Below are 13196 nucleotides of genomic sequence, written 5' to 3'. Positions count from 1 at the left end.
AACAGTCTAAGCAGCTAATATGGCACTTCAATGCTGTCGATTGTCCGGGAACCACGCTTTATGCAAACCGCCTACACCGTCCTGATCCTGTTGATGCTGGTCGGCGTTTCGCGCCTGATCGGACGGGTGATCCCGCTGCCGTTGCCGCTGGTGCAAATCGCCGCCGGGGCATTGCTTGCGTGGCCGACTCTGGGGCTGCATGTGGCCCTGGATCCCGAGTTGTTCCTGTTTCTGTTCCTGCCACCGCTGCTTTTCTCCGACGGTTGGCGCATGCCCAAGCGCGAATTCTGGCACCTGCGCGGACCGATCCTGACCCTGGCGGTGGGCCTGGTGTTGTTTACCGTGGTGGGCGCCGGCTATTTCATTCATTGGCTGCTGCCCGGTGTGCCGTTGCCGGTGGCGTTTGCCCTGGCGGCGGTGCTGTCGCCGACGGATGCGGTGGCGGTGTCGGCCATCTCCCGCAATCGGCTGCCCACGCCATTGATGCACATCTTGCAGGGTGAGGCGCTGATGAACGACGCCTCGGGCCTGGTGACGTTCAAGTTTGCCTTGGTGGCGGCGGTCACCGGCGTGTTCTCACTGGCCAATGCCAGCCTGACGTTCGTGCTGGTCGCCGTCGGCGGGCTGGCCGTCGGGGTGGCTTTGAGCTGGCTGGTTGGCCGTCTGCGGGCGTGGATGATCGCGCGCGGCTGGGATGACCCCGCGACGCACGTGGTGTTCATGTTGTTGCTACCGTTTGCGGCCTACGTGCTGGCCGAGCGCATGGAAGTGTCGGGCATCCTCTCGGCGGTGGCGGCGGGGATGATGCAGAGCTGGCTCGATCTGCTGCCGCGCCAGACCAACACGCGCCTGCTCAATCGCAGTGTCTGGTCATTGCTGGAGTTCGCCTTCAACGGCTTGATTTTTCTGCTGTTGGGCCTGCAGTTGCCGGACATCATCAAGGCGGTGGCCAGTCACGAAACCTCGCTATGGCCGACGTTGTTGTATCGCGGGCTGGATGTGGTGGCGATTTTCCTGGTGCTGCTGGTTTTGCGGTTCGTCTGGGTGCAAAGCATCTGGCGGCTGTCCATTTTTGTGCGGCGCTGGCGTGGCAAGGCTGAGATAACCCGGGTGCCAAGCGCGCGTTCCTGCTGGTTGCTGACCGTCGGTGGCGTGCGTGGGGCCGTGACGCTGGCGGGGGTGATGTCGGTGCCGATGCTCATGGGGGATAGTGCGTTTCCCGAGCGCGATCTGCTGATATTCATCGCCGCCGGGGTGATTCTGCTGTCATTGATTGCGGCCTGCATCGCGCTGCCACTGTTGTTGCGCGGCATCGAAGCCAGCCCGGACGACAAGCGCCGCAACGAAGTGCGCGACACCTGGCGCAAGACCGCCGAGGCGGCCATTCATGCGCTTGAGACAGAAGAGGTCAACCCGCAGGACGCCGCCCAGTCCGCGCTGGCCGCCGAACTCAAGGCGCGGATCATGTCCGAGTACCGGCACCAGTTGGAGGTGTTCAACGATTCAGCCGAAGCCCAGGCCCTGGCCTTTCAGATGGACTTGCTGGAGCGGCGCTTGCGCTTGAAGGCGCTGCGGGCGCAGCGCCTGGAGTTGTATAGCCTCAGTCGTCAGCACCAGATCGGCGATGACGTGTTGCGTGAGGTGCTGGGGGAGCTTGATCTGAGTGAAGCGAAACTGGGCCAGGTGAAATAACCGCTGACCCTCGTAGGAGCTGCCGCAGGCTGCGATCTTTTGATTTTCAAGGTCAAAAGATCGCAGCCTGCGGCAGCTCCTACAGAGAGACTTACTTGCGGCGCTGGATGAAGTCGCGAATGCGTTCGGCAGCCTCGACACACTCCGCCAACGGCGCAACCAGCGCCATGCGCACGCGCCCGGCGCCCGGATTGACGCCATCGACATCCCGCGACAGGTAAGAGCCCGGCACCACGGTCACGTGCTCCTGCTCGAACAGGTCGCGGCAGAACGCAGCGTCGTCACCGGCCACATTCGGCCACAGGTAGAAACTTCCATCCGGGCGCTGTACGTCCAGCACCGGGCTGAGGATTTCCAGTACCGCATCGAACTTCTCGCGATACAACGCACGGTTGGCGCGCACATGCACTTCGTCATTCCACGCAGCAACGCTGGCCAGTTGGGTTTGAACCGGCATCGCGCAGCCGTGGTAGGTGCGGTAAAGCAGGAAGCCTTTGAGAATGTCGGCGTCGCCGGCGACAAAACCCGAGCGCAGGCCTGGCAGGTTCGAACGCTTGGACAGGCTGTGGAACACCACGCAGCGCTTGAAGTCCTTGCGGCCCAGTTCTGCGCAGGCGCTGAGCAGGCCTGGCGGCGGCGTTTGTTCGTCGAAGTAGAGTTCGCTGTAGCACTCGTCGGCGGCAATCACGAAGTCGTGCTCATCGGCCAGGGCGATCAGCTTTTTCAGGGTCTCGACCGGGATCAGTGCGCCGGTCGGGTTGCCTGGCGAGCACAGGAACAGGATCTGGCAGCGTTTCCAGATGTCCGGCGAAACGGCGTCGAAATCCGGATTGAAACCGTTTTCGTCCAGGCACGGCAGGTAATGCGGCTTGGCCCCGGCGAGGAACGCCGCGCCTTCGTAGATCTGGTAGAACGGATTCGGGCTGACCACCAGCGCGTCATCGCCACGGTTGACCACGGTCTGGGTGAAGGCGAACAGCGCTTCGCGGGTGCCGTTGACCGGCAGCACGTTGCGCGCGGGATCGATCCAGCCCTTGGGGACATCGAAACGACGTTCGCACCAGGCGGCGATGGCTTCGCGCAGGGCCGGGATGCCGAGGGTGGTCGGGTACACGGCCATCTGATCGAGATTGCTGGCCAGCGCTTCGGCGACGAAGCTCGGCGAGCGGTGTTTAGGCTCGCCAATGGACAGCGCAATAGGGCGCTTGTCCGGGTTGGGCGTGACGCTGCCGAGCAAGGCACGGAGCTTTTCGAACGGGTAAGGCTGGAGCTGGGACAGAGCGTTGTTCATGAGGGCCTCATTCAATGTGGGAGCCAATTAATGTGGCGAGGGGGCTTGTCGGAACGCCGAACCGCCCCGTTCAGCTGCATAGCAGTCGTAAAACCATCGTGTGCGGTGTGCCTGATACACCGCGGTTGCAGGTTTTAGGTCCGCTTCGCGGCCCAACGGGGGCAAGCCCCCTCGCCACAGAAGTGCATTCCCACAGGGGGATCTGTTAATTCAAATGCTGATGCGCGACAGTTTGATATCGGGTTCCTGGTTGACGCTCAACTGTTCGACGATTGCATCTTGTAACCGGCTGCACAGCAACGGGTCGGACAGCGGCTGATTGTGGGCGTCGGTGATGAAGAACACGTCTTCCACGCGCTCGCCGAGGGTGGCGATCTTGGCGTTTTGCAGCGACAGATCGAACTCCAGGAAAATCGTGCCGATCCGCGCCAGCAGGCCCGGGCGGTCGGGTGCCGTGAGTTCCAGCACCGTCACCGGCCGCTGGGCGTCGTTGTGGATCGTCACCTGTGGTGCGAAGGCGAAATGCTTGAGCTGGCGCGGTACCCGGCGCTGGATGATGGTCGGGTAGTCGTCCGGGTTGCGCAGGGCCTCGGTCAGGCCGTCGCGGATCTGTTTGACACGTGCCGGGTTGTCGCCGATCGAGTCGCCGTCGGTGTCGAGCACGATGTAGGTGTCGAGGGTGAACTGGCTGCTGGAGGTGATGACCCGGGCGTCATGGATGTTCAGGTTAAGCTGGTCCATCGCGGCCACGGTCACGGCGAAGAAGTCGTGCTGGTCGGGGGCGTAGATGAATATCTGGGTCCCGCCTTCGAACTCGCGCTGGGTGGTCTCCTTGATCAGCACCAGTGGGCCGCCATCGGCTGGTTGCTGGAGGATCGCGTCGCTGTGCCAAGCCACATCGCCCGCGGTGTGACGCAGGAAATAGTCATCGCCCAACTGCGCCCACAGCTGCTCGACATCGTCCGGGTCGGTGCCGCCGCGCACCAGAATGTCCAGGGCGGCGCTCTGGGTCTGGCGGATCTGCTCTTCGCGATCCACCGGATTTTCCAGGCCACGTCGCAGGGCGCGCTTGGTTTCGGTGTAGAGCTGGCGCAACAGGCTGGCGCGCCAGGAGTTCCACAGCGTCGGGTTGGTGGCGTTGATGTCGGCGACGGTCAGCACATACAGGTAGTCGAGGCGGGTTTCGTCGCCGACGATCTGTGCGAAGTCGTGGATAACCTGCGGGTCGGACAGGTCCTTGCGCTGGGCGGTGGTCGACATCACCAGATGGTTTTGCACCAGCCACACGATCAGGCGGCTGTCCCACACTGGCAACTGGTGACGCTGGCAAAACGCCTCGGCGTCAACCGCGCCGACGTCCGAGTGGTCGCCATGCCGGCCTTTGCCGATGTCGTGGTACAGGCCGGCCATGTAGATCAGCTCGGGTTTGGGCAGCTTGCCCATGAGCTTGCTGGCCAGCGGGAATTTTTCCGACACCTGGGTGTACTGCAACTTACGCAGGTGCTTGATCAGGTTCAGGGTATGGGCATCGACCGTATAGATGTGGAACAGGTCATGCTGCATCTGCCCGACGATAAAGCCGAATTCGGGCAGATAACGACCCAGGATGCCGTAGCGATTCATTCGTCGCAGGTTGCGGTGGATACCGATCTTGCACTTGAACAGCTCGATAAACAGGCTGGTATTGCGAATGTCGTTGCGGAAGTCGTCATCGATCAGGTGACGGTTTTCCCGCAGCATGCGAATGGTGTCTGCACGTACGCCCTTGATTTCCGGCTGCTGGGCCATCAATACGAAAATTTCCAGCATGGCGAACGGCGTGCGGCGGAAAACGTTGTGGTTGCGTGCTTCGATATAGCCATCATGCAGCTGGAAGCGCGAGTTGATCGGCTGCGGTGGTGCCTCGTCTTCCGGTGCGAGGATGACTTCCTCGAAGTGCTGGATGATCAGGTCGCTGAGCTGGGCGATGCTCATCACCACCCGGTAATACTGTTGCATGAAATTTTCGATGGCTTGCTTGGCGTCGTCGCCTTTGAAGCCCAGCAGACCGGCAATGGTGCGCTGGTGATCGAACAGCAGGCGGTCTTCGGCGCGACCGGCGAGCATGTGCAGGGCATAGCGAACCTTCCACAGGAATTCCTGGGAGGAGGCCAGCAGGGCGTTTTCACTTTCGACCAGGAAACCTTCGCCGGCCAGTGCCCGCAGGTTCAGGGTGCCGTACTCGCGACGGGCCACCCACAGAATCGTCTGGATATCCCGCAGGCCGCCGGGCGAGCCTTTGACGTTGGGTTCCAGGTTGTATTCGGTGTCGTTGTACTTGTGGTGGCGAGCCTTTTGTTCGGCACGCTTGGCCAGGAAGAAGTCCTTGCTCGGCCACATTTGCCCGGTGCTGGTGACGTCCAGCATGCGCTGGCGCAAACGCTCGGGGCCGGCGATGGTGCGGCTTTCCATCAGGTTGGTGACGACCGTCAGATCGGCGCGGGCCTCGACGGCGCACTCTTCTACCGAGCGCACGCTCTGACCGACCTCCAGGCCGATGTCCCACAACAGTGTCAGAAAGCGCTCGATGGAATCGCGGAAAACTTCGTGGTCCGCGCTGTCCAGCAGGATCAGCAAATCGATGTCGGAATATGGGTGCAATTCACCGCGGCCGTAGCCACCGACCGCGACCAGCGCGATGTCGGCGTCCTCGCTCCAGCTGAACTGCTCCCAGGCCTTTTGCAGGATGTTGTCGACGAACCAGGCGCGATCCTCGATCAGTCGACGAATGTCCCGACCATTGCGAAAACGTGCGTCGAGCACTTCGCGGGCCTGGCGGATCGCCTTCTTGAAGGCCGCGATCGGGCTTGCCTTCAGGGCCAGTTCAGCCTGGAACTGGCCTCGGTCGAAGAGTTCGGGATCCACCTGCGGCATCGATTGGCTTTCCTTTCTATAGGCGAGATACGCTGGCGAGATCAGGCCGAAACGCGAGGGATGGTGTCATCGCTGCGCAGGGTGAAGATCTCGTAACCGGTTTCGGTCACCAGCAGGGTGTGTTCCCACTGTGCCGAGAGCTTGCGGTCCTTGGTGATCGCGGTCCAGCCGTCGCCCAGAACCTTGGTGTCGGCTTTGCCCTGGTTGATCATCGGCTCGATGGTGAAGGTCATGCCGGCCTTGAGTTCCATGCCGGTGCCGGCGCGGCCGTAGTGCAGGATCTGCGGCTCTTCGTGGAACACTTTGCCGATACCGTGGCCGCAGAATTCGCGAACCACCGAGAATCCGTTCTTTTCAGCGTGCTTCTGGATGATTTCGCCGATGTCGCCCAGGCGGCAGCCGGGTTTGACGATTTCAATCGCCTTGTACATGCATTCCTGGGTCACCTGGGACAGGCGCTCGGCCCAGACCGGCACGCTGCCGACGTGGAACATGCGGCTGGTGTCGCCGTGGTAGCCGTCCTTGATGACGGTAACGTCGATGTTCAGGGTGTCGCCGTCTTTGAGCGGCTTGTCGTTCGGGATGCCGTGGCAGACCACGTGGTTGATCGACGTGCAGATCGACTTTGGATAACCCTTGTAGTTGAGCGGGGCAGGGATGGCTTTCTGCTCATTGACGATGTAGTCGTGGCAGATCTGGTTCAGTTGATCGGTGGTAACGCCCGGCTTGACATGTTCGGCAATCATTTCCAGCACATCGGCGGCCAGTTTGCCGGCGATACGCATTTTGGCGATATCCTCGGGCGTTTTGAGGGTGACGGTCATACAGGCTCTCTCTGCGCCAAGCGGCGCTTTCTGAACGGAAAGGGCATTGCGCGATGGGTCTTCGCAGCCCTGAAAAATACGATTCTACCAGACGATCAGCGCAAATCAGCGCCTGTGTGCATCGCTTCTCTCTATAGAATGGTGCATTCTTGGAGGATTCCAAGGGATGGCGCAAAGCGTTCGCCAGGATTTCAGAATCCGGGTTCCGTTTTGTCCTGCCTTGTGATATAAAATGCGCCGCTTTCCGGGGATGTCCCGAAAAGCCTAAATCCACACACGTGTCGACACGATGACCTGGGTGCCTTCAGCTGATGCTGCTGGTTGGTCATTGGGATACGTGGAGGCCAAACCCGACTTATTAAGGAACTATCATGTCCCAAGTCAACATGCGCGATATGCTGAAGGCCGGTGTGCACTTCGGTCACCAGACCCGTTACTGGAACCCGAAAATGGGCAAGTACATTTTCGGCGCGCGTAACAAGATCCACATCATCAACCTTGAAAAAACCCTGCCAATGTTCAACGAAGCTCTGACTTTCGTAGAGCGTCTGGCCCAGGGCAAAAACAAGATTCTGTTCGTCGGCACCAAGCGTTCCGCTGGCAAGATCGTTGCTGAAGAAGCAGCACGTTGCGGTTCGCCGTACGTCGATCACCGCTGGTTGGGCGGCATGCTGACCAACTTCAAGACCATCCGTGCTTCCATCAAGCGTCTGCGTGACCTTGAAGTTCAAGCCGAAGACGGTACTTTCGCCAAGCTGACCAAGAAAGAAGCGCTGATGCGCACTCGTGATCTGGAAAAGCTGGATCGTTCCCTGGGTGGTATCAAGGACATGGGTGGTCTGCCAGACGCTCTGTTCGTTATCGACGTTGATCACGAGCGCATCGCGATCACCGAAGCCAACAAGCTGGGCATCCCGGTCATCGGCGTAGTCGATACCAACAGCAGCCCGGAAGGCGTTGACTACATCATCCCAGGCAACGATGACGCAATCCGCGCTATCCAGCTGTACATGGGTTCGATGGCTGACGCCGTTATCCGTGGCCGCAACAACGTTGCCGGCGGCACCGAAGTGTTCGTTGAAGAAGCTCCGGTAGCAGCAGCTGAGTAATTGACGCCTTGGCGTTGACTCAGTAAGCAAAAAGGGGGCTTGGCCCCCTTTTTGCCACCTCGAAAACCATTTGTCGGCGCCCACTGCTCTATCTGTAACGTGCGGCAGCTAACAAGGGTGGTTCGGGAAGAATTGATCGCCCGTTCGATCGGGTGGAATGGTTGAAAACCTATCCAAGAGGATTTTGAAATGGCAGAGATTACTGCAGCGTTGGTCAAAGAACTGCGCGAGCGTACTGGCGAAGGCATGATGGACTGCAAAAAGGCCTTGACCAAGGCTGGCGGCGACATCGAGAAAGCCATTGATGACATGCGTGCTTCGGGCGCCATCAAGGCTGCCAAGAAAGCCGGCAACGTTGCCGCTGAAGGCGCTATCGCCATCAAGGCCGACGACAAGGCAGCCGTGCTGCTGGAAGTCAACTCGCAGACCGACTTCCTGGCCCTGCAAGACGACTTCAAGAACTTCGTTGCTGCCAGCGTAGAGAAAGCCTTCGACGAGAAACTGACCGACGCAGCTCCGCTGATCGCCGCTCAGGAATCGGCTCGTGAAGCACTGGTTGCCAAAGTTGGCGAAAACGTCAACATCCGTCGCCTGGTGCGCGTAGAGGGCGACGTTGTCGGCACCTACCTGCACGGTAACAAGATCGGTGTTGCTGTTGTTCTCAAGGGTGGCGATGTTCAGCTGGCCAAAGAGATCGCCATGCACGTGGCGGCAAGCAACCCTGAGTTCCTGCTGCCATCGCAGGTTTCGCCAGAAGCCATCGAGCGCGAAAAAGCCGTTTTCCTGTCTTTGAACGAAGACAAGATGAAAGGCAAGCCAGCTGAAATCGTCGAGAAGATGATCGCTGGCCGTATCACCAAGTTCCTGGCCGAAGCCAGCCTGGTCGAGCAAGCTTTCGTCATGAACCCGGAAGTCACCGTTGGTGCTCTGGCCAAGAAAGCCGGCGCTGAAATCGTTTCCTTCACTTACTTCAAGGTAGGCGAAGGCATCGAGAAGCCAGTGGACAACTTCGCAGAAGAAGTTGCTGCCCAGCTGGCTGCCGCGAAGCAATAAGACGGTTTTTTAACTGTCGCCCAGAAGAGGCTGCCCGCTCACGCGCGCAGCCTCTTTTCAGATGGGGCACCAATTTTTATTGGTTTCCTTTTGGAACTGGCTTACAAAGCCATGTTCCGATGGCGCTGAAGCAGCGCCAAGCTAGAGTGAACGCCAGCTGAAAACAGCTCGCAAAGAATTTTTAAAATACGCCGCAGGAGAGATTCGCAATGGCTCAGCAGGGCAGTGGTTATCAGGCTCGCTATAAACGCATTCTACTCAAGCTCAGCGGCGAGGCCCTGATGGGCTCGGAAGAGTTCGGGATCGATCCGAAAGTTCTGGATCGCATGGCATTGGAAGTTGGCCAACTGGTCGGCATCGGTGTACAGGTCGGTCTGGTTATCGGTGGTGGCAACCTGTTCCGCGGTGAAGCGCTGAGCAAGGCTGGCATGGATCGGGTCACCGGCGACCACATGGGCATGCTGGCTACTGTGATGAACGCCCTGGCCATGCGCGACGCCCTTGAGCGCGCCAACATCTCGGCCATCGTGATGTCCGCTATTTCCATGGTTGGCGTGACCGATCACTATGATCGCCGCAAGGCCATGCGCCACTTGAACTCCAAGGACGTGGTGATTTTCGCGGCCGGTACCGGCAACCCGTTCTTTACGACGGATTCGGCTGCCTGCCTGCGTGCAATCGAAATCGATGCCGATGTCGTGCTCAAGGCGACCAAGGTTGACGGCGTCTATACCGCTGATCCGTTCAAAGACCCGCATGCCGAGAAGTTCGATCATCTGACTTACGATGAAGTGCTGGATCGCAAGCTGGGGGTGATGGATCTGACGGCCATTTGTCTGTGCCGCGACCACAAGATGCCGCTACGCGTATTTAACATGAACAAGCCCGGCGCCCTGCTGAACATCGTGCATGGCGGCGCTGAAGGAACCCTGATCGAGGAAGGCCAACAATGATCAACGAAATCAAGAAAGACGCTAAAGAGCGCATGCAGAAGTCCGTGGAATCGCTGGCGCACAACTTCGGCCGCATTCGTACCGGTCAAGCGCACCCGAGCATCCTGGAAGGCGTGATGGTGCCGTACTACGGTTCCGACACCCCGATCAAGCAAGTGGCCAACATCACCGTCAAAGATGCCCGTACCCTGCAAGTCGTTGCCTTCGAGCGCAACATGCTGGGTGCCGTCGACAAGGCGATCGGCAGTGCAGGCCTGAACCTGAACCCGACCAACCTTGGTGAACTGCTGCTGATCAGCATGCCGGCCCTGACCGAAGAAACCCGTCGCGGTTTCACCAAGCAGGCCCGTGATGTGGCTGAAGATGCCCGTGTTGCTGTGCGCAACATCCGTCGCGATGCGAACAGCTCGTTGAAGGATCTGGTCAAGGAAAAGGAAATCAGCGAGGACGAAGAGCGTCGCGCCACTGGCGAGATCGACGATCTGACCAAGAAGTTCGTAGCTGAAATCGACGCTAAGTTGGCGGAGAAAGAAAAAGACCTGATGGCCGTATAAGGGTCGCGTTTTCATGGAAAAGACCAAGCAGACTGCACCGTCCGCGGTGCCGCGCCATGTCGCGATCATCATGGATGGTAACAATCGCTGGGCGAAAAAACGCTTTATGCCAGGTGTCGCCGGGCATAAAGCGGGCGTGGATGCGGTACGTGCGGTCATTGAAGTCTGTGCTGAGGCCAAGGTCGAGGTGCTGACCCTGTTCGCCTTCTCAAGCGAGAACTGGCAGCGTCCGGCCGATGAGGTCAGTGCCTTGATGGACCTGTTCTTCAAGGCGCTGCGTCGTGAGGCCAAGCGCCTCAACGACAACAACATCAGCCTGCGCATCATTGGTGATCGCTCGCGTTTTCATCCCGAGCTGCAGGCTGCCATGCGCGAAGCCGAGACCATGACGGCTGGCGCCAATCGTTTTGTCCTGCAGATCGCCGCCAATTACGGCGGTCAGTGGGATATCGCGCAAGCGGCGCAACGACTGGCACGAGAGGTTCAGGCTGGGCACTTGCGTCCGGAAGACATCACGCCTGATCTGCTGCAGACCTGCCTGGCCACAGGTGATCTGCCGTTGCCTGACTTGTGTATCCGTACCGGTGGCGAGCATCGCATCAGCAATTTCCTGCTCTGGCAGCTGGCCTATGCCGAGCTGTATTTTTCCGACCTGTTCTGGCCGGACTTCAAACACGATGCTATGCGCAATGCGCTGGCCGATTACGCTTCCCGCCAGCGCCGCTTCGGTAAAACGAGCGAGCAGGTCGAGGCTGGAGCCCGGGTTTAATGCTTAAACAACGAATCATCACCGCACTGATCCTGCTGCCGATTGCCCTGTGCGGGTTTTTCCTGCTTGAAGGTTCCAGTTTTGCGCTGTTCATCGGGCTGGTAGTTACCCTTGGTGCATGGGAATGGGCGCGTCTGGCGGGTTTCGCCGGTCAAGCATTCCGCGTCGGCTTTGCCGCTGTGGTCGCCTTGATGCTGTTCGTCATGTACATCCTGCCCGGGCTGGCGCCTTGGGTATTGGGCGCTTCGGTGCTGTGGTGGGCGGTGGCGACGTATCTGGTGTTGACCTATCCGCGTTCGAGCGAGCATTGGTCCAATGCGGCGACCAAGCTGGTGATCGGCCTGTTGATTCTCTTGCCGGCCTGGCAGGGTCTGGTACAGATCAAGCAGTACCCGCTGGGTAACTGGCTGATCATGGCCGTGATGGTGCTGGTCTGGGGGGCCGATATCGGCGCCTACTTCTCCGGTCGTGCATTCGGCAAGCGTAAGCTCGCGCCGCAGGTCAGTCCGGGCAAAAGCTGGGAGGGCGTGTACGGTGGGCTGGCGCTGAGCCTGGTCATTACCACGCTCGTTGCACTGGTGCGCGACTGGACGGTGGCGCAGCTGTTCAAGGGGCTGATCTGTGCTGCGCTGATCGTGTTCATTTCGGTGGTGGGCGACCTCACTGAAAGCATGTTCAAGCGTCAGTCCGGGATCAAGGACAGCAGCAATCTGCTACCAGGTCACGGTGGCGTGCTGGATCGTATCGACAGTCTGACGGCGGCCATTCCGGTGTTCGCTGTGCTGTTGTGGATGGCGGCCCCATGAGCCGCCCGCAACAGATTACCGTTCTGGGGGCAACCGGTTCGATTGGCTTGAGTACGCTCGACGTCATCGCTCGTCATCCTGATCGTTACCAGGTCTTTGCCTTGAGTGGCTTCACTCGCTTGAGTGAACTGCTGGCGCTCTGCGTGCGCCATATCCCGCGATTTGCCGTAGTGCCTGAGGTCGCGGCTGCCCGTACCTTGCAGGATGATTTGCGCGCGGCGGGTCTTCCAACCCGTGTTCTGGTGGGTGAGGAAGGTTTGTGTCAGGTCGCTTCCGATCCGGAGGTCGATACGGTCATGGCGGCCATCGTCGGGGCGGCGGGGTTGCGCCCGACGCTGGCGGCGGTCGAGGCGGGCAAGAAGATCCTCCTGGCCAATAAAGAAGCGCTGGTGATGTCCGGTGCGCTGTTCATGCAGGCGGTGCGCAAGAGCGGTTCGGTATTGCTGCCGATCGATAGCGAGCACAACGCCATTTTTCAGTGCATGCCGCACGATTATGCTCGTGGCCTCGAGGCGGTCGGCGTACGCCGGATTTTGCTGACGGCGTCCGGCGGTCCATTCCGTCAGACGCCAATGGCTGAGCTGGCACATGTTTCACCTGACCAGGCGTGTGCGCATCCAAACTGGTCCATGGGTCGAAAAATCTCCGTTGACTCCGCCAGTATGATGAACAAAGGGCTTGAGCTGATCGAGGCCTGCTGGCTGTTCGATGCCAAACCATCCCAGGTCGAGGTGGTGATTCACCCGCAAAGCGTGATTCATTCGCTGGTCGACTACGTCGATGGTTCTGTCCTGGCACAGCTGGGTAACCCGGACATGCGCACGCCCATTGCCAATGCCCTGGCCTGGCCGGAGCGGATTGACTCGGGTGTGGCGCCGCTGGATCTGTTTGCCATTGCACGGTTGGACTTCCAGGCGCCGGATGAAGAGCGTTTCCCTTGTTTGCGACTGGCTCGCCAGGCGGCCGAGGCAGGTAACAGCGCGCCGGCCATGCTCAATGCGGCAAATGAAGTGGCGGTGGCGGCATTTCTCGACGAGCGGGTTCGTTACCCGGAAATCGCGAGTATCATCGAGGAAGTACTGAGTCTGGAGCCTGTCGTGGCAGTGGATGATCTCGAGGCAGTGATCACGGCAGACGCGAAAGCGCGATTGCTGGCCGGACAATGGTTGAGCCGTCACGGGCGGTAAATGCTGCAGATGGTTGACCCAGGCAGCAGCGGATAGGAATGCGGA

The 13196-nt window shown here is 59.8% G+C and carries 11 protein-coding genes; 8 read left to right on the top strand and 3 right to left on the bottom strand.

All coding sequences use genetic code 11. The annotated features are described in order from the left end of the window. Positions 1 to 60 precede the first annotated feature (60 nt). Positions 61 to 1692 (top strand): Na+/H+ antiporter, encoded by a 1632-nt coding sequence (locus tag KW846_RS28450; protein ID WP_218486287.1) that lies wholly within the window; start codon positions 61 to 63, stop codon positions 1690 to 1692. A 91-nt stretch (positions 1693 to 1783) separates the two neighbouring features. On the opposite strand, the gene dapC is transcribed toward KW846_RS28450, so the two are convergent. The 3 genes from dapC to map form a co-directional block, all read right to left on the bottom strand. Continuing rightward, a complete protein-coding gene (dapC, locus tag KW846_RS28445; RefSeq protein ID WP_102699383.1) occupies positions 1784 to 2983 on the bottom strand; it encodes a succinyldiaminopimelate transaminase in 1200 nt (399 codons plus the stop codon). Between the two features lie 210 nt (positions 2984 to 3193). Further along, positions 3194 to 5896 carry a [protein-PII] uridylyltransferase gene (locus KW846_RS28440; protein ID WP_218486286.1) on the bottom strand — a complete coding sequence of 901 codons (2703 nt, stop codon included), beginning with the start codon at positions 5894 to 5896 and terminating at the stop codon, positions 3194 to 3196. Positions 5897 to 5937: 41 nt separating this feature from the next. Beyond that, complete coding sequence (gene map / locus KW846_RS28435; protein WP_007978392.1) at positions 5938 to 6720, bottom strand: type I methionyl aminopeptidase; 783 nt, start codon at positions 6718 to 6720, stop codon at positions 5938 to 5940. A gap of 371 nt (positions 6721 to 7091) precedes the next feature. On the opposite strand from map, the gene rpsB reads away from it, so the two are divergent. From rpsB to ispC, 7 genes are all read left to right on the top strand, one after another. After that, positions 7092 to 7829, top strand: coding sequence for a 30S ribosomal protein S2 (gene rpsB, locus KW846_RS28430; protein WP_007978390.1), 738 nt, complete (start codon positions 7092 to 7094; stop codon positions 7827 to 7829). 189 nt (positions 7830 to 8018) lie between these two features. Then, entirely contained in the window at positions 8019 to 8882 is an 864-nt protein-coding gene (gene tsf / locus KW846_RS28425; protein ID WP_015093762.1) for a translation elongation factor Ts, read from the top strand. Positions 8883 to 9091: 209 nt separating this feature from the next. Beyond that, positions 9092 to 9835 (top strand): UMP kinase, encoded by a 744-nt coding sequence (gene pyrH / locus KW846_RS28420; protein WP_003222124.1) that lies wholly within the window; start codon positions 9092 to 9094, stop codon positions 9833 to 9835. Continuing rightward, positions 9832 to 10389 (top strand): ribosome recycling factor, encoded by a 558-nt coding sequence (frr, locus tag KW846_RS28415; RefSeq protein WP_007978385.1) that lies wholly within the window; start codon positions 9832 to 9834, stop codon positions 10387 to 10389. Before pyrH ends, frr begins: the two co-directional genes overlap by 4 nt. A 13-nt stretch (positions 10390 to 10402) precedes the next feature. Next, complete coding sequence (uppS, locus tag KW846_RS28410; RefSeq protein ID WP_218486285.1) at positions 10403 to 11158, top strand: polyprenyl diphosphate synthase; 756 nt, start codon at positions 10403 to 10405, stop codon at positions 11156 to 11158. Continuing rightward, a complete protein-coding gene (locus KW846_RS28405; RefSeq protein ID WP_116582991.1) occupies positions 11158 to 11964 on the top strand; it encodes a phosphatidate cytidylyltransferase in 807 nt (268 codons plus the stop codon). The genes uppS and KW846_RS28405 overlap by 1 nt, the downstream gene beginning before the upstream one ends. Further along, positions 11961 to 13151, top strand: coding sequence for a 1-deoxy-D-xylulose-5-phosphate reductoisomerase (gene ispC / locus KW846_RS28400; RefSeq protein WP_218486284.1), 1191 nt, complete (start codon positions 11961 to 11963; stop codon positions 13149 to 13151). Before KW846_RS28405 ends, ispC begins: the two co-directional genes overlap by 4 nt. Positions 13152 to 13196: the final 45 nt, after the last annotated feature.

Source organism: Pseudomonas sp. PDM32, from assembly GCF_019219225.1.
Lineage (GTDB): Bacteria > Pseudomonadota > Gammaproteobacteria > Pseudomonadales > Pseudomonadaceae > Aquipseudomonas > Aquipseudomonas laurylsulfatiphila.
This window is presented reverse-complemented; position numbering and strand designations above follow the sequence as displayed.

Excerpts from the sequence above, each read along its gene's own strand:
- KW846_RS28450 (WP_218486287.1), top strand. The coding sequence starts at position 61 with ATGCAAACCGCCTACACCGTCCTGATCCTGTTGATGCTGGTCGGCGTT.
- dapC (WP_102699383.1), bottom strand. The coding sequence starts at position 2,983 with ATGAACAACGCTCTGTCCCAGCTCCAGCCTTACCCGTTCGAAAAGCTC.
- KW846_RS28440 (WP_218486286.1), bottom strand. The coding sequence starts at position 5,896 with ATGCCGCAGGTGGATCCCGAACTCTTCGACCGAGGCCAGTTCCAGGCT.
- map (WP_007978392.1), bottom strand. The coding sequence starts at position 6,720 with ATGACCGTCACCCTCAAAACGCCCGAGGATATCGCCAAAATGCGTATC.
- rpsB (WP_007978390.1), top strand. The coding sequence starts at position 7,092 with ATGTCCCAAGTCAACATGCGCGATATGCTGAAGGCCGGTGTGCACTTC.
- tsf (WP_015093762.1), top strand. The coding sequence starts at position 8,019 with ATGGCAGAGATTACTGCAGCGTTGGTCAAAGAACTGCGCGAGCGTACT.
- pyrH (WP_003222124.1), top strand. The coding sequence starts at position 9,092 with ATGGCTCAGCAGGGCAGTGGTTATCAGGCTCGCTATAAACGCATTCTA.
- frr (WP_007978385.1), top strand. The coding sequence starts at position 9,832 with ATGATCAACGAAATCAAGAAAGACGCTAAAGAGCGCATGCAGAAGTCC.
- uppS (WP_218486285.1), top strand. The coding sequence starts at position 10,403 with ATGGAAAAGACCAAGCAGACTGCACCGTCCGCGGTGCCGCGCCATGTC.
- KW846_RS28405 (WP_116582991.1), top strand. The coding sequence starts at position 11,158 with ATGCTTAAACAACGAATCATCACCGCACTGATCCTGCTGCCGATTGCC.
- ispC (WP_218486284.1), top strand. The coding sequence starts at position 11,961 with ATGAGCCGCCCGCAACAGATTACCGTTCTGGGGGCAACCGGTTCGATT.